23 protein-coding genes and 1 pseudogene are annotated in these 20714 nt (G+C 67.1%); 11 read left to right on the top strand and 13 right to left on the bottom strand.

What is annotated here, in order from left to right; genetic code table 11:
• Positions 1 to 37: 37 nt before the first annotated feature.
• From minE to EUB48_RS21145, 5 genes are all read right to left on the bottom strand, one after another.
• On the bottom strand, positions 38 to 301 hold the full coding sequence (gene minE, locus EUB48_RS21165) for a cell division topological specificity factor MinE (protein ID WP_174571089.1): 264 nt from the start codon (positions 299 to 301) through the stop codon (positions 38 to 40).
• A 3-nt stretch (positions 302 to 304) separates the two neighbouring features.
• Entirely contained in the window at positions 305 to 1120 is an 816-nt protein-coding gene (gene minD / locus EUB48_RS21160) for a septum site-determining protein MinD (RefSeq protein WP_142821013.1), read from the bottom strand.
• Positions 1121 to 1188: 68 nt separating this feature from the next.
• Positions 1189 to 1950, bottom strand: coding sequence for a septum site-determining protein MinC (gene minC, locus EUB48_RS21155; protein WP_142821012.1), 762 nt, complete (start codon positions 1948 to 1950; stop codon positions 1189 to 1191).
• A gap of 136 nt (positions 1951 to 2086) precedes the next feature.
• Positions 2087 to 2302: a DUF2788 domain-containing protein gene (locus tag EUB48_RS21150; protein ID WP_142821011.1), complete on the bottom strand. Its 216-nt coding sequence runs from the start codon at positions 2300 to 2302 to the stop codon at positions 2087 to 2089.
• Positions 2299 to 3141, bottom strand: coding sequence for a DUF2189 domain-containing protein (locus EUB48_RS21145; RefSeq protein ID WP_142821010.1), 843 nt, complete (start codon positions 3139 to 3141; stop codon positions 2299 to 2301). The genes EUB48_RS21150 and EUB48_RS21145 overlap by 4 nt, the downstream gene beginning before the upstream one ends.
• 112 nt (positions 3142 to 3253) lie before the next feature.
• Between EUB48_RS21145 and EUB48_RS21140 the strand changes: the two genes are divergently transcribed.
• Positions 3254 to 3619, top strand: a complete 366-nt coding sequence (locus tag EUB48_RS21140) for a glutaredoxin domain-containing protein (RefSeq protein ID WP_142821009.1) — start codon at positions 3254 to 3256, stop codon at positions 3617 to 3619.
• A 51-nt stretch (positions 3620 to 3670) separates the two neighbouring features.
• On the top strand, positions 3671 to 6151 hold the full coding sequence (locus tag EUB48_RS21535; RefSeq protein WP_210411671.1) for a patatin-like phospholipase family protein: 2481 nt from the start codon (positions 3671 to 3673) through the stop codon (positions 6149 to 6151).
• 7 nt (positions 6152 to 6158) lie between these two features.
• On the opposite strand, the gene EUB48_RS21130 is transcribed toward EUB48_RS21535, so the two are convergent.
• A complete protein-coding gene (locus EUB48_RS21130) occupies positions 6159 to 6683 on the bottom strand; it encodes a Spy/CpxP family protein refolding chaperone (RefSeq protein WP_142821008.1) in 525 nt (174 codons plus the stop codon).
• Positions 6684 to 6878: 195 nt separating this feature from the next.
• On the opposite strand from EUB48_RS21130, the gene EUB48_RS21125 reads away from it, so the two are divergent.
• A complete protein-coding gene (locus tag EUB48_RS21125; protein ID WP_142821427.1) occupies positions 6879 to 7775 on the top strand; it encodes a recombination-associated protein RdgC in 897 nt (298 codons plus the stop codon).
• Between the two features lie 92 nt (positions 7776 to 7867).
• On the opposite strand, the gene EUB48_RS21120 is transcribed toward EUB48_RS21125, so the two are convergent.
• From EUB48_RS21120 to EUB48_RS21110, 3 genes are read right to left on the bottom strand one after another with little or no spacing between them, the layout of a single operon-like run.
• Positions 7868 to 8065, bottom strand: coding sequence for a YgaP family membrane protein (locus EUB48_RS21120; protein WP_142821007.1), 198 nt, complete (start codon positions 8063 to 8065; stop codon positions 7868 to 7870).
• 57 nt (positions 8066 to 8122) lie between these two features.
• Positions 8123 to 8590 carry a Cu(I)-responsive transcriptional regulator gene (gene cueR, locus EUB48_RS21115; RefSeq protein ID WP_142821006.1) on the bottom strand — a complete coding sequence of 156 codons (468 nt, stop codon included), beginning with the start codon at positions 8588 to 8590 and terminating at the stop codon, positions 8123 to 8125.
• Positions 8574 to 8771, bottom strand: coding sequence for a heavy-metal-associated domain-containing protein (locus EUB48_RS21110; RefSeq protein ID WP_142821005.1), 198 nt, complete (start codon positions 8769 to 8771; stop codon positions 8574 to 8576). Before EUB48_RS21110 ends, cueR begins: the two co-directional genes overlap by 17 nt.
• A gap of 152 nt (positions 8772 to 8923) precedes the next feature.
• On the opposite strand from EUB48_RS21110, the gene EUB48_RS21105 reads away from it, so the two are divergent.
• A complete protein-coding gene (locus tag EUB48_RS21105; RefSeq protein WP_210411670.1) occupies positions 8924 to 11230 on the top strand; it encodes a heavy metal translocating P-type ATPase in 2307 nt (768 codons plus the stop codon).
• A gap of 67 nt (positions 11231 to 11297) precedes the next feature.
• Positions 11298 to 11888, top strand: a complete 591-nt coding sequence (locus tag EUB48_RS21100; RefSeq protein WP_142821004.1) for a hemerythrin domain-containing protein — start codon at positions 11298 to 11300, stop codon at positions 11886 to 11888.
• Here EUB48_RS21100 and EUB48_RS21095 read toward each other — a convergent pair.
• The 4 genes from EUB48_RS21095 to EUB48_RS21080 all read right to left on the bottom strand — a co-directional run bounded on the left by EUB48_RS21095 (position 11877) and on the right by EUB48_RS21080 (position 15317).
• Positions 11877 to 12992: an alkene reductase gene (locus EUB48_RS21095; protein WP_142821003.1), complete on the bottom strand. Its 1116-nt coding sequence runs from the start codon at positions 12990 to 12992 to the stop codon at positions 11877 to 11879. The genes EUB48_RS21100 and EUB48_RS21095 overlap by 12 nt on opposite strands.
• Before the next feature lie 113 nt (positions 12993 to 13105).
• A complete protein-coding gene (gene gstA, locus EUB48_RS21090) occupies positions 13106 to 13714 on the bottom strand; it encodes a glutathione transferase GstA (protein WP_142821002.1) in 609 nt (202 codons plus the stop codon).
• Between the two features lie 87 nt (positions 13715 to 13801).
• The gene (locus tag EUB48_RS21085; RefSeq protein ID WP_077562085.1) at positions 13802 to 14572 is read right to left on the bottom strand and encodes a class II aldolase/adducin family protein; all 771 of its coding nucleotides are present in this window, start codon (positions 14570 to 14572) and stop codon (positions 13802 to 13804) included.
• A 163-nt stretch (positions 14573 to 14735) separates the two neighbouring features.
• Positions 14736 to 15317, bottom strand: a complete 582-nt coding sequence (locus tag EUB48_RS21080) for an NADPH-dependent FMN reductase (protein WP_142821001.1) — start codon at positions 15315 to 15317, stop codon at positions 14736 to 14738.
• 101 nt (positions 15318 to 15418) lie between these two features.
• On the opposite strand from EUB48_RS21080, the gene mnmG reads away from it, so the two are divergent.
• The 6 genes and pseudogenes from mnmG to EUB48_RS21050 all read left to right on the top strand — a co-directional run bounded on the left by mnmG (position 15419) and on the right by EUB48_RS21050 (position 20701).
• Positions 15419 to 17410, top strand: a complete 1992-nt coding sequence (gene mnmG / locus EUB48_RS21075; protein WP_142821000.1) for a tRNA uridine-5-carboxymethylaminomethyl(34) synthesis enzyme MnmG — start codon at positions 15419 to 15421, stop codon at positions 17408 to 17410.
• 32 nt (positions 17411 to 17442) lie between these two features.
• Positions 17443 to 18129, top strand: coding sequence for a 16S rRNA (guanine(527)-N(7))-methyltransferase RsmG (gene rsmG / locus EUB48_RS21070; protein ID WP_142820999.1), 687 nt, complete (start codon positions 17443 to 17445; stop codon positions 18127 to 18129).
• A 69-nt stretch (positions 18130 to 18198) separates the two neighbouring features.
• Positions 18199 to 18315, top strand: a pseudogene (locus EUB48_RS21065) (lysine transporter LysE); the annotation flags it as partial.
• 65 nt (positions 18316 to 18380) lie between these two features.
• Entirely contained in the window at positions 18381 to 19151 is a 771-nt protein-coding gene (locus EUB48_RS21060; RefSeq protein ID WP_142820998.1) for a ParA family protein, read from the top strand.
• Positions 19152 to 19214: 63 nt separating this feature from the next.
• Entirely contained in the window at positions 19215 to 19754 is a 540-nt protein-coding gene (locus tag EUB48_RS21055; RefSeq protein WP_142820997.1) for an RBBP9/YdeN family alpha/beta hydrolase, read from the top strand.
• 2 nt (positions 19755 to 19756) lie between these two features.
• Positions 19757 to 20701 (top strand): ParB/RepB/Spo0J family partition protein, encoded by a 945-nt coding sequence (locus EUB48_RS21050; protein ID WP_142820996.1) that lies wholly within the window; start codon positions 19757 to 19759, stop codon positions 20699 to 20701.
• Positions 20702 to 20714 lie beyond the last annotated feature (13 nt).

The following is a 20714-nucleotide window of genomic DNA, read 5'->3' as shown; positions in this document are numbered from 1 at the left end:
TCCTCGTCTACACAAGCAGCTACTGCTTCTGTAGCGCCTACTTCGCGTCCGGCAGCTCGATCTTGACCTCTAACACTTCCAGGTTGTCCTGGCGTTCCAGGTTGACCTTGATGTCGTCGGGATTGATCTTGATGTATTTGCTGATCACCGCCACCAGATCGCGCTGCAGTGCCGGCAGGTAGTCGGGCTCGGGGTGGCGGCCGCTGCGCTCGTGCGCCAGGATGATCTGCAGCCGCTCCTTGGCAACGCTGGCGGTCTTTTTCTTCTCGCCGAGCAGAAAGGACAAAAACGAGATGGCCATGCCTTATTTCCCTCCGAACAGGCGCTTGAGGAAGCCGCCCTTTTGGGGATCGACAAAGCGCATGGGCTTGTCGGCGCCCAGAAAGCGGTCGATCACGTCCTTGTAGGCTTCCGACACATCGCTGCCCTGCAGGTGCACGGCCGGCAGGCCCTGGTTGGAGGCCTGCAGCACCGCCTCGGATTCGGGGATCACGCCGATCAGCTTGATGCGCAGGATGTCCTGGATGTCCTGCAGCGACAGCATCTGGCCCTGGTCCACGCGGCTCGGGTTGTAGCGCGTGATGAGCAGGTGTTCCTTGATCGGATCCTTGCCGTCGATCGCGCGCTTGGTCTTGCTCGACAGCATGCCCAGGATGCGGTCGGAGTCGCGCACCGAGGAGACCTCGGGATTCGTCACCACCAGCGCCTCGTCGGCGAAGTGCATGGCCATCAGCGCACCGGTCTCGATGCCGGCGGGCGAGTCGCACACGATGTACTCGAAGCCCATGCCGGCCAGGTCGTGCAGCACTTTTTCCACGCCGTCCTTGGTCAGCGCTTCCTTGTCGCGCGTTTGCGAGGCGGCCAGCACGAACAGGTTGTCGCACTGCTTGTCCTTGATCAGCGCCTGGTGCAGGTTGGCCTCGCCGTGGATCACGTTGACGAGGTCGTACACCACACGGCGCTCGCAGCCCATGATGAGGTCCAGGTTGCGCAGGCCGACGTCGAAGTCGATCACGGCGGTCTTGTGCCCGCGCAGGGCCAGTCCGCTGGCGAAGCTGGCGCTGGTGGTGGTCTTGCCGACCCCGCCCTTGCCGGAAGTCACGACGATGATTTTTGCCATGGGTGAAATTCCTTTGAATACCTTGAATGAATGATGGGGTTGATTTGCTGCGGGTGGATGACAGCGGTTCAGGCCTTGATAGGCTCCATCACCAGCTTGCCGTCGCCCGGCTCGCCCATCAGCCGCACCTGCGTGGGCTTGGACCACACGTCGGGCGGCAGCGCGACCTCACTGGTGCGGTAGATGCCGGCGATGGAGATCAGCTCGGGCTCCATGCACAGCGCGAAGATGCGCGCGTCGGCATTGCCGCGCGCGCCCGCGATGGCCTTGCCGCGCAGGGGCGCATACACGTGGATGTGGCCGTCGGCAATGACTTCGGCGCCGGCGTTGACCATGCACAGCAGCACCAGGTCGCGCCCGCGCGCATAGACCTGCTGGCCCGAGCGCAGCGGCTTGTCGATGACCAGGGCCGAAGCGGGGGCAGCCACCTCGACGGGCGCCGGCGGCGCAGCGGCCTCATGGCGTACCGGACTGGGCGTTGCCATCGTGGCATCCGGCGCGGCGGCCAGCCCGGCCAGCTGCGCGGCCTGCATTTGCGCGGCGCTGCCGCCTTTGGCGGCAATCGGCATCACGCGGTATTGGCGCAAGAGTGCCAGCAGCGCGGGGAAGTCCACGGTCGCGTCGTCGGCATCGGCGGTGGACTGCAGCGGCGACAGGTCGACGACCAGCGGGTCGTGGTCGAAAAAATTCGGGAGTTCGCCGTAGTGCCGCGCCATTTCATCGGACAGGGCGGCGAGGTTGGTGGACTTGAGCAGCAGCGCGACCAGGGGCAGGTTGGCGCTTTTGATCTCGAACGTGGCAGGGGCGCGTCCTGCGAGGGCAACGGTCATGGACAGGAGGGAGCTTTTCGGTGCGGGATGAGGCGAGGAGTCGCATCTTAACAGCCGCAGGTGGCGCCTTTGTGTGCTTGTGAAACACGGCGCTTACATCCTTACAAACGGATGCAGCGCCGGCGCGCCAGCCAGACTATTTGATGTCCAGCACCCACTGGATCAGGTATTTCGCCGCGAAACCGACCATGCCAAAGGCCAGGCCCAGAAAGATCACGAAGGTGCCGAACTTGCCGGCCTTGGACTCCCATGCCAGATGCCCGATGATAAACAGCATGTAGAGAATGAAGGCGCCCACGCCGAAGGTGAGGCCGAAGCCGGCGATCTGCGCTTCCGTGAGGCCAAAGATCATGGGCCGTCCTTCGCGGTGGGCGCCGGCGCTGCGCCGCTGCTGCGCTCGGGCAGGGCCGAGGCGTCGACCAGATCGCGGTACGCGTGCCAGCTCGCGTGGCCGAGCACCGGCAGCAGTGGTACCAGCGCCAGCAGCGCCGTGCCAAAGCCGAGCAGGCAGCACAGCATGATCAGGGCGGCCCACAGCGCCATCGGCAGCGGGTTGGCCAGCACCGCCTGCCAGCTCGTGAGCACGGCCTGCAGCAGGGACGCGCGGCGGTCCAGCAGCAGCGGCAGGGCCACGGCGCTCGAGGCGAACACCGGCGCAGCCAGTGCGCCGCCCAGCGCCAGCCAGAGTTCGAACAGGCGGCTGTCCTGCGCCAGCACCACATGGCGCACGAAGTCCAGCGGCGTGCGGATGGGCAGCGGGGCCAGCAGCGTGATGAGCGCTGCCGAGGTCAGTACCCAGCCGGTGCCGGCCAGCGCCAGCAGCAGGCCGAAGCGCACCAGCCGCCAGTCCTTGCCGCCCGCCTGCGCATCGCTGCGGCGCCAGCTCAGCCAGGTCTGCAGCACCAGCCGCGCATCGGCCGGCTCGCCGCGCTCGAGCGCGCGACTGAGCGCGTACAGGCTGGTGGCCAGCACGGGCGCCACCACCAGAAAGCCCGAAAATGCGCCGGCCAGCAGCCAGAACCGGTCGCGCGCCAGGGCCAGCAGCACGCCGCCGAACAGCGCCAGCGCCAGCCCGTGGGCCGCGCTGACCCAGCCGCAGCGCCACAGGTCGCGCCCGCCCCGCACCAGCCACTGCAGCGGCTGGCCGATCGGGATACTGCGCAGCGGGGGAAGGGAAGTGCCGGATGCCATGGCCTGCGAGCATACGGGCGCGGGTCGCGGGCCGCCTTGATGCCGGTCAAGAGCGCAGGCCGCGACCGTGGCGCGCCCATAATCGGTGGCTTGTTGTCCTCCGGAGTTCCCGATGCCGCGTCCGATTCTTGACGAAGCCCAGATCCACCCCGCGATTCGCGAAAAAATCGCCACGCACCAGCAGGCCATCGTGCGCGAGGTGCAGGCGGCCGTGGCCCAGCATGCGGTTGTGGTGGTGGGCATGGGCATGAACCCGTTCCCGAAAAAAGCGCGCCGCGCACTGGACGCCGCCGGCGTGCCCTACCACTACCTGGAATACGGCAACTACTTCAGCCACTGGCGCCAGCGCAATGCGCTCAAGCTGTGGACCGGCTGGCCGACCTTGCCAATGGTGTTCGTGCGCGGCACACTGATCGGCGGGGCGGGCGATCTGGAGCGGCTGATGGTCAGCGGCGAGCTGAAACTCATGCTGGCTTGACGCCAGCGGCCGGCGGGCCGCGCCCCTTTACAACAAAGGGAGGAGCGCCCCATGAGCCGTCACCCGACACCGTTCGCCACCAACGCCGACTGGCGCCAGCTGGAGGCCACGCGCCTGCAATGGCGGCGCAGCGTGCTCGGGCAGGAGCCGGCGGCGATCAGCACCGGGCTGGCGCTGTCGGGCGGCGGCATCCGCAGTGCCACGCTGTCGCTGGGGATGCTGCAGGCGCTGGCCCGCGCCGGCATGCTGGAGCGTTTTGACTACCTGTCCACGGTTTCGGGCGGCGGCTATGCGGGCAGTTTTTTGGGCAGCCTGTTCACCCCGGCCAGCGTGCGCGATGCGGCGGGCCATCCGCCCACGCCCGACGAGCAGGCGCAGGCGCGCGAGCAGGCGCTGACCCAACTGTGTGCGACCGAGCAGCGGGCCGATGATGCGGGCGACCCTGCCCAGGCCGGCAACGCCCGTCCGCTCGAGTGGCTGCGCTACAGCGGCCGCTACCTCGCGCCGAACGGTGGCGGCGACTATTTTTATGCGCTGGTGCTGTGGCTGCGCAACCTGCTCGCGGTGCATTACGTGGTGGGCATTTCGCTGCTGTTGCCGCTGGCGCTGCTGGGCGTGCTGAATCATGCGGCGCAGCCCTGGGCGCACGCGTATGCGCCGTGGGCCGACCCGCTCTGGACGCTGGCCGCGCCGTGGCGCGCCGGTGGGCTGTACCTGGGCCTGTCGCTGGCGCTGCTGCTGCTGGCGGTGCTGCCGCTGGGCGTGGCGTACTGGTGTACCGACCTGCCCTCGAGCCGCAGCTCGCCGGCGCTTGCGCGCTGGCTTGCGGGCGTGCTGACCGTGCCTTCCGTGCTCGGGTTCATGGTCGGCCCCTTGATTGCCGTGACGGGCTGGGGCCAGTCGTGGCTTGGCTGGACGATGACGGCCGGCGCCATTGCGTGGCTGGCCTGGGTCTGGTTTGCCGTCGCCTGGAGCCGCGGCTTTTTCCCGCCCAACAAAAGCCGCGCCGCGGCGCTGATGCTGGTGACCCGCACGCGCCTGACGCAGTGGCTGGCGCGGGCCACCCAAATCGCGCTGGGCCTGCTGGGGGTGGCGGCGGTGCTGATGGCGAGCGCTTGGCTGGCGCAGTGGATGCGGCAGGGCCATGCCGCGCCCGGTATCACCGTGGCCGGTTTTGTCGCCGCCGTGCTGAGTCTGGGCAAGCTGATTCCCGCTGCCGGGCTGCACCCCAACCCCGCGGAGAAGCGGCTGCTGATGCGGGCGCTGCCCATGCTGCTGGCGCTGCTGCTGGGCAGCGCGGTGGTGCTGTTCTGGGGCGTCTGGGCCGCATGGCTGGTGGGTGTGGACTTGCCGGCCCTGCCCTGGCTCGCGCTGGCCGGTCTCGTGCTGCTGGCGCTGATCACGGGTGTGTCGTTCCAGTTCCTGAACCTGTCCACGCTGCAAAACCTGTACACCGCGCGCATCGTGCGCGCCTACCTGGGCGCGAGCAATCCGGCGCGGGCCAAAGACAGCCGTTGGGACGCGATTACCGAGCCGCATCCGCGCGACGACATGTCGCTGGAGCAGTACTACGGCGCCGAGGCACGGCGGCCCGCGTCGCTGGCGCCGCTGCACCTGATCAATGTCACCATCAACGAGACCGTGGAGGCGCACAGTGCGCTGGTGTACCAGGACCGCAAGGGGCGCCCGCTGGCGATCACGCCCGACGGCTACCTGGTGGATGGCCAGTTCCAGCGGCGCCAGCCGGATAACGACGACCCTTTTGAGCGCCTGTCGCTGGGGCGCTGGGTCGGGATTTCCGGCGCGGCGTTTGCGCCCGGGCTGGGCCGCGGCACCACGCCCGAGCGCGCCCTGCTCACGGGCCTGGCGAATGTGCGGCTCGGCTACTGGTGGCAGACCACCCAGGCCCGCGTGCGCGATCTGGGCGACTGGTTGTTTTCGACCCAGATCCATTTGTACCGCGAGCTGCGCGGCCAGTTCTTCGGCACCGGGGAGCGCTACTGGTACCTGACCGACGGCGGCCATTTCGAAAACACGGCGGTGTATGAATTGCTGCGCCGGCGCACCGGCTTTATCCTCGCGCTGGACAATGGGGCCGACCCCGATTACCAGTTTGCCGACGTGGCGAATCTGATGCGGCTGGCGCGCGTCGATTTTGGTGCGGTGTTCGAGCCGCTGGTGCCGCCCCATGCGCTGGCGGACCTGTTCGGCAACCCGGGTGGTTTTGCGCGCGGTTCGCGCGAGGGAACGCATTTTCTGCTGGGCTACCGGGTCCTGCTGCCCGCGGCCGAGGGTGTGGCGGCGTCGATCAGCACCCTGGTCTTCGTGAAGCCGCGGCTGACCCAGGGCGCCAGCCTGGACCTGGTGCAATACCAGGCGGCCCATACCGACTTTCCGCAGGAACCTACGGCGGACCAGTTCTTTGGCGACGAGCAGTGGGAGAGCTACCGCAAGCTGGGCATGAACCTGGGCGAGACGCTGCTGGCCCGGATCACGCCCGGCCCCGACGCGTGGCAGGGCCTGGGCGCGTAGCTACGGCCTATTCGTGTTCGTGATGGCCGTGCCAGCCCCTGTGGCCTTCGCGCGCCATGCGCAGGGTGGCGCTATCAAACACCTTTTGCTGCTCGGGCGAGAGCGCGGCGTAGAAGGTCTTGGTGGCCTCGGCGCGCTTGTCCATCCGGGCTGCGCGCTCGGCCTGCATGGCGCGCATTTTGTCGATGCGCTCGGGCGTGGTCATCCTGGCAAACTCGGCGCGCATTTTGGTGCGGTCTGCGCCCATGTGACCCATGCCGGCTGGCGGCTGCATGGCGGCGGTGAAGCTGGTCCAGGCGCCTTCCTGTGCCGGCGTCAGTTTCAGCTTGGCCTTGAGTTCGGCCTCGTGCCTGGCCCGACGCTGCGCCATCCTGGCCTGCCATTTGGCCGGGTCGTGGTGGTCCATGTGGGTGGGTGCGGCCTGGCCGGACTGGGGCGCCGGTGCGGGCGGTGGTGGCGTCTGGGCCATGGTGGCGAAGCCGGCGCCGGCGAGCACGCCGGCGAGCAACATGCGTTTGGAGAGTAGTTTCATAAAGCCTTCCTTGTTGAAGAAGCCCGATACCACGACATGTGCATCAGGTTGAAGCGAAGTTTGCGCGGACCGTGTAACTGCACCGTGGCGCGCAGATAAGGCTTTGTAAAGTTGGCGGGTGATGGCCCGTGTGCCCGGCGCAGGCCCGCTTGCCCCGACAATCGGACTTCAATTCAACCGTTGAAAAGGCAAGCAGTGTTCAAGAACGTGATCGTGTATCGGATCGGGCCCGGGTGGTCCGCGCAAGTGGCGCAAATGGAAGCGGCGCTGGAGCCCGCGCGCTTTGTCGCGTGCGGAGCCAGCCAGGAGCAGTCGGCAGGCTGGGTGGAGCCGCGCGGCGAGGCGCACGGCCCGCTGGTGGAGGCGGTCGGTGGCCAGTTGCTGCTGAAGTTCATGACCGAGGCCAAGGTGCTGCCCGGCTCGGTGGTGAACCGCAAGGCGCAGGAGCAGGTGGCGCACATCGAGGCCATCACGGGCCGCAAGCCCGGCAAAAAGGAAACCCGCGAGATCAAGGAAGACGTGCGCCAGGCGCTGCTGCCGATGGCCTTTACCAAGCAGGCGCGCATCAATGTGTGGATCGACCCGGTGGCCTCGCTGCTGCTGGTCGATGCCGCCAGCCAGGGCAAGGCCGACGAGGTGGTGACAGCGCTGGTGAAGTCGTTGGAGGGCCTCTCCCTGACGCTGCTCAACACCAAAACCTCGCCCACGGCGGCGATGTCCGAATGGTTGACCAGCCAGGAGCCGCCGGCCGGCTTCAGCGTGGACCGCGAGTGCGAACTGAAGGCCGCGGACGAGAGCAAGTCGGTGGTGCGCTACGCGCATCACGCGCTCGACATCGACGAGGTGCGCCAGCACATCGAGGCCGGCAAGCTGCCGACCAAGCTGGCGCTGACCTGGGAGGGCCGCGTGTCGCTGCTGCTGACCGAGAGCCTGCAGATCAAGAAGATCGCGTTTCTGGAGGGCGTGTTCGACGGCACCTCGCAGGAGAAGGAAGACGGCTTCGACGCCGACGCGGCGATTGCCACGGGCGAGTTGCGCAAGCTGATGCCGGACTTGCTGCTGGCGCTGGGCGGCGAGGTCGTGCCGGGGTGACGGCGTGGCCGCGCCATCAGAGGGGAAATTGAACGGAAGCCCTTGCCAAATAAAGGCAATACGCTATTAATTAGATAGCAATTGACGGCCGCTCAGGCCTTGCTTTTCGTGGCGCAGGTACTGAAGCCGAAGAGGGCATAAGGCGGACACCAGCCGATGGCGCCCGTGACCAGCGGGACGATGCCCAGCCAGCCCCACCAGCCGATCGTGCCAATGGTGGCCAGCCCGATCAGGACCAGCCCGACGAGGATGCGTAGAGTGCGGTCGATGCCGCCAATGTTGACCTGCATGTGCTGCTCCTGGGGTGAATCGGATGACTGTGATTGAACGCCATGTCGCGGCCTTCGTCATTGACCTGCATCAAGGGCGCTACGGGACGCGAGATCGTCCAGGATTGGACAGTCGGGCCGCTCGTCGCCATGGCAGTGCTGCAGCAGGTTCTGCAGCGTGCGCTGCATGGATTGCATCGCCTCGATGCGCGCGGTCAGCTCGTGCACATGCTGCTGTGCGATGCGCTTGACGCTGGCGCTGGCGCGGCGCCGGTTGCGCCACAGGCTCACCAGTTCTCCGATTTCCGCCATCGAAAAGCCGAGGTCGCGCGAGCGCTTGATGAAGCGCAGCGTGTGCACGTCGGCCGCGCTGTACTGGCGGTAGCCGCTATCGGTGCGCGCGACGCGGCCGAGCAGGCCGAGCGATTCGTAGTGGCGCAGCATCTTGGCCGACACGCCCGAAAAACGTGCGGCTTCGCCAATGTTCAAAGGGTAACTGGCCCCCACGCTTGTCGCGGCGCTGGCGGGTTCAGGCCGCGACGCCATAGCCTTCTTCGGCAATCGCCCGGGTCAGCGCGTCGCGCGGCTGCTGCGACTGCACCTCGACCTTGCCGCTGGGCAGGTCGATCTTGACCTCGGCCTGCGGGTCGAGTTGCCGGATGGCGCGGGTCACGGCCTTTTCGCAGTGGCCGCAGGTCATGCCGGTGACGGTGAAGGTCTGGTTCATGGGGTGTCCTTGGTGTGGAAGGTGAGTCGAGAGCATAGTCTGAACCCTGCCATGGTGGGAAGGTCAAGCGAATCCGTTGACCTTGAGTCGGGCAGGGTTGATCTGCCGCAAGGCTTGATCTTGCCATCGGGGCAAGGATTACGCTATCCACCATGAACACCAACACGACTCTTTCCGCGCCCACGCTGGACATCGGCATCGGCGGCATGACCTGCGCCTCGTGCGTGGCGCGCGTCGAGAAGGCCCTGAAGAAGGTGCCCGGCGTGCAGGATGCGAGCGTGAACCTGGCGACCGAATCGGCACGCATCGTGTACCTGCCGGACGCGCAGATGGAGGCGCGGTTGCGCCGTGCCGTGCGCGACGCGGGCTACGAGCCGCGCACGCCCGCCCAGGGCGAGGCGGCGCTTGCCGCCTCGCCCTGGGCGGGCTTCGGGCCCGTGGCTCTGGGCCTGTTGCTGTGCGCGCCGCTGGTGCTGCCCATGGCAGGGGATCTGTTCGGCCGGCACTGGATGCTGCCCGCGTGGCTGCAGTTTGCGCTGGCCACGCCGGTGCAGTTCATCCTGGGCGCGCGCTTTTACAAGGCCGGCTGGCATGCCGCACGGGCCCTGACCGGCAACATGGATTTGCTGGTCGCGATCGGCACCACGGCGGGCTGGGCGCTGTCGGTCTGGCTCTGGCTCAGCGCCGCGCCCGGCACCATGCCGCACCTGTACTTCGAAGCCTCGGCCGTGGTGGTGACGCTGGTGCTGCTCGGCAAGTGGCTGGAGGCGCGTGCCAAGCGCCAGGCCACGGCGGCGATCCGCGCGCTGCAGGCGCTGCGGCCCGAGGTGGCGCACCTGATTGCGCCGGATGGAGGCGCCGCCGCGACGGGCCGCCCCGAGCAGGGCACGACCACGGATGTGCCGGTGGCCGAGGTGCTGGTCGGTGACCGTATCGTGGTCCTGCCGGGCGAGCGCTTCCCGGTGGACGGCACGCTCTTGCAGGGCCGCACGCAAGTGGACGAATCCATGCTGACGGGCGAGCCGCTGCCGGTGGCGAAGGACGCGGACAGCCGGCTCACCGGCGGCTCGATCAACGGCGAGGGCCGCGTGGTGATGCGGGTGGACGCGGTGGGCGGCGAGACCGTGCTGGCGCACATCATTCGCCTGGTGGAAGACGCGCAGGCCGCCAAGGCACCGATCCAGCGCCTGGTGGACCAGGTCTCCAGCGTGTTTGTGCCGGTAGTGCTGGCGCTGGCGCTGGTCACGCTGCTGGGCTGGCTGTGGGCCGGGGCGCCGTTCGAGGCCGCCGTGATCAACGCCGTGGCGGTGCTGGTGATTGCCTGCCCGTGCGCGCTGGGGCTGGCGACGCCGGCCGCCATCATGGCCGGTACCGGCGTGGCGGCGAAGCACGGCATCCTGATCAAGGATGCGCAGGCGCTGGAGCTCGCGCACAAGGTGAACATCGTGGCCTTCGACAAGACCGGCACCTTGACCGTGGGGCGGCCGCGGCTGACGGAGCTGGCGGTGGCCGGGGGCACCATGGAGGCGGCGCTGCTGGCGGCGGCCGCGAGCCTGCAAAGCGGCAGCGAGCATCCGCTGGCGCGCGCTGTGGTCGCGGCCGCGCAGGCGCGCGGCATGGCGGTCGAGGCGCCCGACGACGTGCGCGCCGTGCCGGGACGCGGCAGCGAAGGCGAGGTGCGCGGGCGCAGTTACCGGATCGGCAGCCTGCGCTGGCTGCAGGAGCTCGGGGTCGATTTCGGCGCGCTGGCCGCGCGCGCGGCGGCGCTGCAGGCGCAGGGCGCGACCGTGTCCGCCATGGCGGAAAAGATTTCTGTTCAGGCCCCGGGCGATCGGTACGTGCTGCGCGCCTTGATGGCCTTCGGCGACGAGCCCAAGCCGGGCGCGCGGCAGGCGCTGGCGCTGCTACGCGCGCGCGGTATCCGCACGGTGATGATCTCGGGGGACAACCGCGGCGCGGCGCACGCCATGGGCGCGCGCCTGGGCCTGGCGCCCGGGGACGTGATGGCCGAGGTGCTGCCGGGCGACAAGGCCGCACGGGTGCTGGAACTCAAGCAAGGAGGTCATACCGTGGCCATGGTCGGCGACGGCGTGAACGACGCGCCCGCACTGGCCGCGGCCGACGTCGGCCTGGCGATGGGCAACGGCACCGACGTGGCCATGCACGCGGCCGGCATCACGCTGATGCGCGGCGACGTGGCGCTGGTGGCGGCGGCGTTCGACATCTCGGATCGCACGGTGGCCAAGATCCGGCAGAACCTGTTCTGGGCCTTTGCCTACAACGCGGCCGGCATTCCGCTGGCCGCGTTCGGCTACCTGAACCCGATGCTGGCGGGCGCGGCGATGGCGCTGAGTTCGGTCAGCGTGATCAGCAATGCGCTGCTGCTCAAGCGCTGGACGCCCCGCGCGGTCGATGGAGCAGCCTCACCGCCCGTGACGCCGGCAGCACGGCCGGTTTGACCTGCATCAACACGCGGCATGGCAAGCTGGGGCATGCTTAAATGCAATATTCAGCAGGAGAGTTTCCATGATCCATGAGAGCATTCGCGTGATTCGGGACGAACATGCCGCGCTGGCGGCGATGCTGCGCTCGCTGCAGATGATGGTGGAGCGCGGCCCGGTGGACGAGCCCGCGGCATTTTTCGATGTGCTGCGCGCCATGCTGTTCTACATCGACGAATTTCCCGAGCGACTGCATCACCCCAAGGAAACCCTGCTGCTGTTTCCGAAGGTCGCGCGCGCCGCGCCGGCGATGGCCGAGGCGATCGAGCGACTCGATGCGGAGCACCACCGCGGCGAAGCGGCAGTGCGCGAGTTGCAGCATTTGCTGCTGGCCTGGGAGTTGCTGGGCGAGTCGCGCAGGGCGGCGTTTGAAGAAGCGGCCCGCAAGTATGTGACGTTTTACCTGGAGCACATGCGGCTGGAGGAGTCGTTGATCCTGCCGCAAGCGGAGCACGCGCTGACGGACGCCGAGTGGCAGGAGCTCGATGCCGCCTTTGCCACCAACCGCGACCCGCTCACCGGCAAATACCCGCCCGACCCGGGTTATGACCGCCTGTTCACGCGCATCGTGATGAAGGCGCCGTCGCCGATCGGGCTCGGACCGTCATCCGTTTGAGGCCAGCGCCGGATAGTCGGTGTAGCCCTTGACGCCGCCGCCGTAGAAGGTGCTGCGGTCCGGCTCGTTCAAGGGTGCGCCCTGGCGCAGGCGCTGCACCAGATCGGGGTTGGCGATAAAGGTTTTGCCAAAGGCGACCAGGTCGGCCCCCTCCTTGAGGGAGCGCTCGGCCAGCGTCTTGTCATAGCCGTTGTTCACCATCCAGGCGGCCGTGCCGCCAGCGGCCCGGTAAGCGGCGCGCAGGGCCGCGTAGTCGAAGGGCTGGTCGCCCTGCACGTAGTCGCGCGCGCCGCCGGTCTGGCCCTCGATGAAGTGCAGGTAGGCCAGTTGCAGCGGCGCCAGTTGCCGCACCACGTACTCGAACAGCGGTTGCGGATGCGGGTCGCTCACGTCGTTGGCCGGTGTTACGGGCGACAGGCGCAGGCCCGTGCGCGCGCCGCCGATCTCCTGGGTGATGGCCTGCATGACTTCGAGCAGCAGGCGCGCGCGGTTTTCAATCGGGCCGCCATAGGCGTCCGTGCGCTGGTTCGAGCCCGAACGCAGGAACTGGTCGAGCAGGTAGCCGTTCGCGCCGTGCACCTCGACGCCGTCGAAGCCGGCCTCGATCGCGTTGCGCGCGGCGCGGCGGTAATCCTGCACGATGCCGGGCAACTCCCCGATGTCCAGCGCGCGCGGGGCCGAGGTGTCGACGAACGCGCCGACACCGTCCCGGATCAGGTAGGTCTTGGTTTTGGCGGTGATGGCCGAGGGCGCCACCGGCGCCTGGCCGCCGGGCTGCAGGTCGTTGTGCGAGACCCGGCCCACATGCCAGAGCTGCACCACGATCTTGCCGCCCCTGGCGTGCACCGCGTCGGTGACTTTTTTCCAGCCCGCCACCTGCTCGGCGCTCCAGATACCGGGCACGTCGGCATAGCCCTGGCCCTGGTGGCTGATGGCGGTGGCCTCGGTCACGATCAGGCCGGCCGTGGCGCGCTGGCTGTAGTAGGTGGCCATCAATGGCGTGGGCAGCGCGCCGGGTGCGCGGTTGCGCGTGAGCGGCGCCATCACGATGCGGTTGGCCAGATGCAGGGCGCCGGCCTGCACCGGATCAAATAGGGAAGACATAAATCAGAACTCCGGGAAAAGGTCGACAGGAAGGCACATGGGGGCAAGCCTTGCGTTTGCAACGCTGCCCCACAAGCCCTCCGCGCGGGCGTGCAGTGACCTGGACGTGTGGCTTACTTGAGCAGGCCTTCGGCCTTCATGGCTTGCTGCACACCGGGGCGCGCCGCGACGCGCGCGCGGTAGGCCGTGAGGTTGGCCAGCGGCGACAGGTCGATGTTCATGGGCGCGGCCCAGTTGGTGATGGTGAACAGGTAGCCGTCGGCCACGCTGAACTGGTCGCCCATCAGGTATTGCTTGCCGGCCAGCTCGCCATCCACCCACTTCAGGCGCGACTGCAGGCGCTCGATGACCACGGTCTTGTACTCGGTGGGCGTGGCGGGATTGAACAGCGGCGAGAAGCCCTTGTGCAGCTCGGTGCCGACGAAATTGAGCCACGACTGCAGCTGGTAGCGTGCCAGCGTGCCGTTCGCGGGCGCGAGCTTTTTGGCGGGCGCCTGATCGGCGATGTACTGCACGATGACCGGGCCTTCGCGCAGCAGGGTGCCATCGTCGAGTTGCAGCAGCGGTACGTAGCCGAGCGGGTTGATGGTGTAGTAGTCGGTGCCGTCGGGCAGCTTGTGGGTCTTGGTCGGCGCGGCGATCGCCTCATAGGCCAGGCCCGCCTCTTCCAGCGCGATATGGGGGGACAGCGAGCAGGCGCCGGGGGAGTAGTAAAGCTTCATGCAATTCCTTTGAATAAAAAATGGGTTGATCCGCCGGACCAACCCACGATGCTAGCCGCTGGGGCTTTATCTTGCAGCGGCGAGGTCTCAGGTCTTGTAGCTGGGGTCCAGCCGCTCGGCCTTGCGCAGCAGCGCGGGCCAGACGAAGGCGCCGCCCAGGCCGCCGGTCTGCACACGCATGGCCTCGGCCACACCCTTGATGATCAGCGGGTTGACCTCGGTGAGCGCGCCGCCGGCCTGCGCGGCAATCTGGATCTGGCAGGCGCTCTCGAAGGTGTACATCGACAAAAACGCGTCGGCGATGGTCTTGCCCACGGTCAAGAGGCCATGGTTGCGCAGCATCAGGAAATTGGCCTGCCCGAGGTCGGCCTGCAGGCGCGGGGTTTCCTCGTCACGGAAGGCCACGCCCTCGTAGCCGTGGTAGGCCAGCGAGCCGAGCACAAAGGTGGACTGCTGGCTGATCGGCAGCACGCCGCCCTGCTGCGCACTGACGCCCACGCCCGCGCGGGTATGCGTGTGCAGCACGCAGCCGGCCTCGGGCCGGGCCGCGTGCACGGCGCTGTGGATCACGAAGCCGGCGGGATTCACCGGGAAGGGTGACTCGATGACTTTATTGCACTGCATGTCGACCTTGACCAGGCTGGACGCCGTGATCTCGTCGAACATCAGCCCGTAGGGGTTGATCAGGAAGTGGTGCGCGCCGGCGGGCGTGATGGACTCGGGCAGCTTGGCGCTGATGTGGGTGAACACCAGATCGCTCCAGCCGTACGCCGCCACGAGTCGGTAGCAGGCGGCCAGGTCAACGCGCAGCGCCCATTCTTCGGCGCTGACGACTTCTTTGAGAGAGGGGATGTGCATGAGGGGCCTCCAGGGTGATAGCGCTCAAGCTTACCGCGCGGCGCCTCCGCCGGCCAGTCGCGCAAGGCACAGCGGTGCCTGCGGGAACGTCGAGCACTATTAAAATAATAGCTTAAAGTCATTGCCCAATATGGGCTACAGCCCGATTTGACTTGATAAAGCGTCAGGCGCCCGCAAGCCGCGCGCCGGCCCACAGCACCTGGTCGATCACGGCCTGCACATGCTTGCGATGCGCTTCGTCGATCAGTGCGCCCTCGGCATCGAAGGCCTCGGCGGCATGACTCAGTGCGAAGTTGACGGGCGCAACCCAGCACTGCACGTTGAGCAGCAGCGGCGCCAGGTGGCTTTGCGAACGCAGTCCGCCCAGCGCACCCGGCGAGGCGCTCAGCACGCCGACCACCTTGCCGCGCGAGAACTTGAAGCCGTCCGTCCAGGCCGGGTCGGACTTGACCGGACTGGAAGCCCAGTCGATCGTGTTCTTGAGCAGGGCGGGGTAGCTCGCGTTGTACTCGGGCGAGCAGATGATCCAGGCCGGATGCTCGTACATGATCTGCTTGAGCCGCATCACGTCGGGCGGCGTGCCGCGCGCTTCGAGGTCGGCGTTGTACATCGGGATGTCGAAGTCGGCCAGTTCGAGGTGCGTGACCTCGGCGCCGCTGGCGCGTGCCATGGCTGCGGCCTCGCGGGCGAGTTTGCGGTTGTGCGAGTGCTGGCGGGTGCTGCCTGCGAAGATCAGAAGTTTCATGGCCCGTATTGTGACGCGGCCGGGCGGGCGGCATTGGGCAAATTCCGCCGCGCCGGATAAAATCAAAGGCTGCGCGCTGCGCGCGCACCTCCGGAACCTCCATGCTCTACCCTCAAGAATTCGACGTCATCGTGGTCGGCGGCGGCCACGCCGGGACCGAGGCCGCACTGGCCGCGGCGCGCATGGGCTGCAAGACGCTGCTGCTCACGCACAACATCGAGACGCTGGGGCAGATGAGCTGCAACCCGTCGATCGGCGGCATTGGCAAGGGGCATCTGGTCAAGGAAGTCGACGCCATGGGCGGCGCCATGGCGGCAGCGACCGACGAGGCCGGCATCCAGTTTCGCATCCTCAACAATTCCAAAGGCCCGGCGGTGCGCGCCACGCGGGCCCAGGCCGACCGGATCCTGTACAAGGCGGCGATCCGGCGCCGGCTGGAAAACCAGCCCAACCTGTGGCTGTTCCAGCAAGCCGTGGACGATTTGATGGTGGAGGGCGACCGCGTGGTGGGTGCCGTCACGCAAGTAGGCATTCGCTTCCCGGCCCGGACCGTGGTGCTGACGGCGGGCACGTTCCTGGACGGCAAGATCCATGTCGGACTGAACAACTACGCGGCCGGCCGGGCCGGCGACCCGCCGGCGGTGTCGCTCAGCAGCCGTCTGAAGGAGCTGCAGCTGCCGCAGGGGCGGCTCAAGACCGGCACGCCGCCGCGTCTCGATGGCCGCACCATCGATTTCTCCAAATGCCTTGAGCAGCCCGGCGACGGCATGCCGGGCGCGGCGCGGGTCGGCGGCAGCGCGGCCATGCCGGTGTTCAGCTTCATGGGGCAGGCCTCGCAGCACCCGCGGCAGGTTCCGTGCTGGATCACCAACACCAACGCGCGCACGCACGACATCATCCGCTCGGGGTTCGACCGCAGCCCCATGTTCACCGGGAAGATCGACGGCGTGGGCCCGCGCTACTGCCCGAGCGTGGAAGACAAGATCAACCGCTTTGCCGACAAGCAAAGCCATCAGATCTTCCTGGAGCCCGAGGGCCTCACGACGAATGAGTTTTACCCGAACGGCATCTCGACCAGCCTGCCGTTCGATATCCAGTACGCGCTGGTGCGCTCGATGGCCGGACTGGAAAATGCCCATATCCTGCGACCCGGTTACGCGATCGAATACGACTATTTCGACCCGCGTGCCCTGAAGACCAGCTTCGAGACGCGCGCCATCCAGGGCCTGTTCTTTGCCGGGCAGATCAACGGCACGACCGGCTACGAAGAAGCGGCGGCGCAAGGCCTGTTTGCCGGCATCAATGCTGCGCTGCAGTGCCGCGGCGAAGAGGCGTGGTTGCCGCGCCGCGACCAGGCCTATCTGGGCGTGCTGGTGGACGACCTGATCACGCAAGGCGTGACCGAGCCGTACCGCATGTTCACCAGCCGGGCCGAGTTCCGGTTGCAGCTGCGCGAGGACAATGCCGACGCGCGCCTGACCGAGCCGGCGCGCCACATGGGTCTGGTCGACGATGCGCGCTGGGACGTTTTCAACCGCAAGCGCGATGCTGTTTCACGTGAAACAGAGCGGTTGCGGTCGATTTGGGTGAACCCCAAGAATTTGGCGGCCACCGAGTCCGAGCGCGTGCTGGGCAGGGCCATCGAGCATGAATACAACCTGGCCGATCTGCTGCGCCGCCCGGACGTACATTACGCGGGCCTGATGTCGCTGGACGGCGGTAAATACGCGAGCCCCGAGCTTGCGGACGATGTTTCACGTGAAACCGATTTTGGCAAGACCGTGATCGAGCAGGTCGAAATTGCCGCCAAGTATTCCGGTTACATCGACCGGCAGAAGGACGAGGTGGAGCGCGCCGCGCACTTCGAGAGCCTCAGGTTGCCCGCCGATCTGGATTACATGCAGGTCACGGCCTTGAGCATTGAGGCGCGGCAGAAACTCAACAAGCACCGGCCCGAGACGCTGGGCCTGGCCTCGCGGATTTCGGGCGTGACGCCGGCGACCATCTCGCTGTTGATGGTGCATCTGAAAAAAGGGGGCTGGAAGGGTCTGGCTGACGATGCCGCGAACAATGGCAAAGTCCTCGCGGCGTGAGCGTGTCGAAAAACACCCAAACCACCTCATTCATGCCATCCGTGTCTAACGGATCTTCAACCCGGCAGCGCCCTCCTGCCGACCCGCAAGTGTCTTTGCCCCGCAGTGCGCTGGCGCTCGGCGTCGAACTCGACGCCGCCCAGACCGACCTGCTGCTGCGCTATCTGGATCTGATCCGGAAGTGGAACAAGGTCTACAACCTGACCGCGTTGCGCGATCCCGCCGAGATGCTCACGCACCATCTGCTGGACAGCCTGGCGGTGGCGGCGCCGCTGCGCCGGCAGACCCAGGGGCAGGGCGGGCGGCTGCTCGATGTGGGCGCCGGTGCCGGCCTGCCGGGCGTGGTGATCGCGATCTGCTGCCCCGAGCTGGCGGTGACCTGTGTCGACACCGTGGCCAAAAAGGCGGCGTTCGTCCAGCAGGTCGCGGCCGGACTCAAGCTGCCCAACCTGCGCGGACTGCACGCGCGGGTCGAGTCTTTGACCGAGCCGTATGACGTGATCAGTTCGCGCGCCTTTGCCTCGCTGGCCGACTTCACGACCTGGTCGGCCGGTGCGCTGGCACCGCAAGGCGTCTGGCTCGCCATGAAGGGCAAGCGCCCGGACGATGAAATCGCGGCGCTGCCGGCCGCGGTGGAGGTGTTTCACGTGGAACAACTCAGCGTGCCGGGGCTGGATGCCGAGCGCTGCATCGTCTGGCTGCGCAAAAAGACGGCTTAAAAATAGCGGGAGGGCTGGCGGCGCGTCAAGGCGTCGTAAACTCACCGCCTTGTCTTCGGGAAATTTTTCATGTTCGGCATTGCGGATTACGGCGCGTTTGTCGCCGCCAGTATCTTTTTGACGGCTTCCGGGCCGGGCAACATGGCCTTGATCACTTCCATCCGCAAGGGTGTGTTCCCGGCCGGCTTTGGTGTCAAGCGGGCCCTTTCCAGATAAGCCGCCATCACAATAACAAGAACAGGAAACTTCGAATGGCCAAAATCTTCTGCGTCGCGAATCAAAAAGGCGGCGTTGGCAAGACCACCACCACGGTCAATCTGGCGGCCGGTCTGGCCAAGGTCGGCCAGCGCGTCTTGATGGTCGACCTCGACCCGCAAGGCAATGCCACCATGGGCTCGGGTGTGGACAAGCGCCAGCTCGAACTGACCATTTATGACGTTCTGCTGGAGTCCGCCTCGATCAACGAAGCGCGAGTCAGCAGCGAGAAGTGCGGCTACGACGTGCTCGGCGCGAACCGCGAGCTGGCCGGCGCCGAGGTCGAGATGGTCGACATCGAGCGGCGCGAAAAGCGCCTGAAGACTGCGCTGGCCGAAGTACGGTCGCAGTACGACTTCATTCTGATCGACTGCCCGCCGTCACTGTCCATGCTGACGCTCAACGGCCTGTGCGCGGCCCACGGCGTGGTGGTGCCGATGCAGTGCGAGTACTTTGCGCTCGAAGGCCTGACCGACCTGGTCAACACCATCAAGCAGGTGCATGCCAACCTGAATCCGGATCTGGCTATCATCGGCCTGCTGCGCGTGATGTTCGACCCGCGCATCACGCTGCAGCAGCAGGTCAGCGACCAGCTGAAAAGCCATTTCGGCGACAAGGTGTTCAATACCGTGATCCCGCGCAATGTACGGCTCGCCGAGGCGCCCAGCTACGGCCTGCCCGGCGTGGTGTTCGACCCGGCGGCCAAGGGCAGCCAAGCCTATGTGGAGTTTGCGCGCGAAATGGTGGAGCGCATCAAGACGTTGTGATGATGAACGAAATCGGCCTCCAGCCCTTATCCCTTCTGCATAGATAGCTATTGAGTTCATAGCATGAAACCCTCCAACGTCTTGATCCTGCCGGGCTGGCAGGGCAGCGGCCCCGAGCACTGGCAGAGCCGCTGGGAGCGCGCGCACGGGTACCAAAGGGTGGAGCAGCACGACTGGATGCGCCCGCTGCGCGGCGACTGGATCGCGCGGCTCGAAGACGTCGTGCTCTCGTGCGATGAGCCCGCCGTGCTGGTGGCGCACAGCCTGGGCTGCATCCAGGTCGCGGCTTGGGCGGCGCACTCGAAGAACACGCACCACGTCAAGGGCGCGTTGCTGGTCGCGCCCGGCGACGTCGAACGCGACGACATCGACCCCTTGCTCTGGAGCTGGCCGCCGATCCCGCTGCAAAAACTGCCGTTTCGCAGCGTGCTGCTGGGCAGCCGCAACGACCCCTGGTGCGATTTCGACCGGGCCCGGCGTTTCGCCACGGCCTGGGGCGCGCAGTTCATCGACTATGGCGACGCCGGCCACATCAATGCCGAAGCCGGGCTGGGCAGCTGGCCCGAGGGCTACGTACTGCTCGACGATTTAATGAAAGACTAGAAATGGTGACCAAAAAACCCAAGGGCCTCGGCCGCGGACTCGAAGCCCTGCTGGGCCCCAAGGTGGCCGAGGGCGGAGCCGATGCGCCAGCGCCCAGTCCCGGACTGCCCACGACATTGTTGCTGACCGAGCTGGTGCCCGGCCAGTACCAGCCGCGCACCCGCATGGACGAGGGCGCGCTGTACGAGCTGGCCGAGTCGATCAAGGCGCAGGGCATCATGCAGCCGATCCTGGTGCGCCAGCTGCTCAACGGGGATGCGGCGGGCATCAATGCCGGCAAGTACGAGATCATCGCGGGCGAGCGGCGCTTCCGCGCGGCGCGGCTCGCGGGGCTGGACAGCGTGCCGGTGCTGGTGCGCGACGTGCCCGACGAGTCGGCCGCAGCCATGTCGCTGATCGAGAATATCCAGCGCGAAGACCTCAACCCGCTGGAAGAGGCCCAGGGCTTGCAACGCTTGATCAAGGAGTTTGGGCTCACTCACGAAACTGCGGCGCAAGCTGTGGGGCGTTCGCGCAGCGCCGCCAGCAACCTGCTGCGCCTGCTGAATCTGACCGGGCCGGTGCAGACCATGCTGATGGCCGGCGACATCGACATGGGTCATGCGCGGGCCCTCCTGGCGCTGGAGCAGGCCACCCAGATCACGGCGGCGAACCAGATCGCAGCCAAGAAACTCTCGGTGCGCGAGGCCGAACGGCTGGTCAAGAAGCTCAGCGTCGAGTTCAGCCTGGTCTCGTCGAAGGCGTCGAACGCCGCCAAAAAAGAGAAATCGCGCGATCTGCAGCGGCTGGAAGAGGAGCTGTCGGACCTGCTCACGGCCACCGTCGAGGTGCGCGTGAAAAAGCGCGTCAAGCGCGCGGGCCGCACCGAGGAGATGGGCGAGGTGGCGATCCAGTTCGGCTCGCTCGACGAGCTGAATGGCCTGATCGAGAAACTGCGCAAGGCGTAGGCACGAGCCCCCG

Source organism: Rhodoferax sediminis, from assembly GCF_006970865.1.
GTDB lineage: Bacteria > Pseudomonadota > Gammaproteobacteria > Burkholderiales > Burkholderiaceae_C > Rhodoferax_A > Rhodoferax_A sediminis.
Note: the sequence above shows the minus strand (reverse complement) of the source record. Positions and strands in the feature narration are given on the sequence as shown.

Coding starts and splice junctions, on each gene's coding strand:
- mnmG (WP_142821000.1), top strand. CDS start 15,419: ATGCTCTACCCTCAAGAATTCGACGTCATCGTGGTCGGCGGCGGCCAC.
- cueR (WP_142821006.1), bottom strand. CDS start 8,590: ATGGCGTCGCGGCCTGAACCCGCCAGCGCCGCGACAAGCGTGGGGGCC.
- minE (WP_174571089.1), bottom strand. CDS start 301: ATGGCCATCTCGTTTTTGTCCTTTCTGCTCGGCGAGAAGAAAAAGACC.
- EUB48_RS21080 (WP_142821001.1), bottom strand. CDS start 15,317: ATGAAACTTCTGATCTTCGCAGGCAGCACCCGCCAGCACTCGCACAAC.
- EUB48_RS21100 (WP_142821004.1), top strand. CDS start 11,298: ATGATCCATGAGAGCATTCGCGTGATTCGGGACGAACATGCCGCGCTG.
- EUB48_RS21050 (WP_142820996.1), top strand. CDS start 19,757: ATGGTGACCAAAAAACCCAAGGGCCTCGGCCGCGGACTCGAAGCCCTG.
- EUB48_RS21095 (WP_142821003.1), bottom strand. CDS start 12,992: ATGTCTTCCCTATTTGATCCGGTGCAGGCCGGCGCCCTGCATCTGGCC.
- EUB48_RS21140 (WP_142821009.1), top strand. CDS start 3,254: ATGCCGCGTCCGATTCTTGACGAAGCCCAGATCCACCCCGCGATTCGC.
- EUB48_RS21110 (WP_142821005.1), bottom strand. CDS start 8,771: ATGAACCAGACCTTCACCGTCACCGGCATGACCTGCGGCCACTGCGAA.
- EUB48_RS21085 (WP_077562085.1), bottom strand. CDS start 14,572: ATGCACATCCCCTCTCTCAAAGAAGTCGTCAGCGCCGAAGAATGGGCG.
- gstA (WP_142821002.1), bottom strand. CDS start 13,714: ATGAAGCTTTACTACTCCCCCGGCGCCTGCTCGCTGTCCCCCCATATC.
- EUB48_RS21105 (WP_210411670.1), top strand. CDS start 8,924: ATGAACACCAACACGACTCTTTCCGCGCCCACGCTGGACATCGGCATC.
- EUB48_RS21120 (WP_142821007.1), bottom strand. CDS start 8,065: ATGCAGGTCAACATTGGCGGCATCGACCGCACTCTACGCATCCTCGTC.
- minC (WP_142821012.1), bottom strand. CDS start 1,950: ATGACCGTTGCCCTCGCAGGACGCGCCCCTGCCACGTTCGAGATCAAA.
- rsmG (WP_142820999.1), top strand. CDS start 17,443: ATGCCATCCGTGTCTAACGGATCTTCAACCCGGCAGCGCCCTCCTGCC.
- EUB48_RS21150 (WP_142821011.1), bottom strand. CDS start 2,302: ATGATCTTTGGCCTCACGGAAGCGCAGATCGCCGGCTTCGGCCTCACC.
- EUB48_RS21535 (WP_210411671.1), top strand. CDS start 3,671: ATGAGCCGTCACCCGACACCGTTCGCCACCAACGCCGACTGGCGCCAG.
- EUB48_RS21145 (WP_142821010.1), bottom strand. CDS start 3,141: ATGGCATCCGGCACTTCCCTTCCCCCGCTGCGCAGTATCCCGATCGGC.
- minD (WP_142821013.1), bottom strand. CDS start 1,120: ATGGCAAAAATCATCGTCGTGACTTCCGGCAAGGGCGGGGTCGGCAAG.
- EUB48_RS21055 (WP_142820997.1), top strand. CDS start 19,215: ATGAAACCCTCCAACGTCTTGATCCTGCCGGGCTGGCAGGGCAGCGGC.
- EUB48_RS21130 (WP_142821008.1), bottom strand. CDS start 6,683: ATGAAACTACTCTCCAAACGCATGTTGCTCGCCGGCGTGCTCGCCGGC.
- EUB48_RS21060 (WP_142820998.1), top strand. CDS start 18,381: ATGGCCAAAATCTTCTGCGTCGCGAATCAAAAAGGCGGCGTTGGCAAG.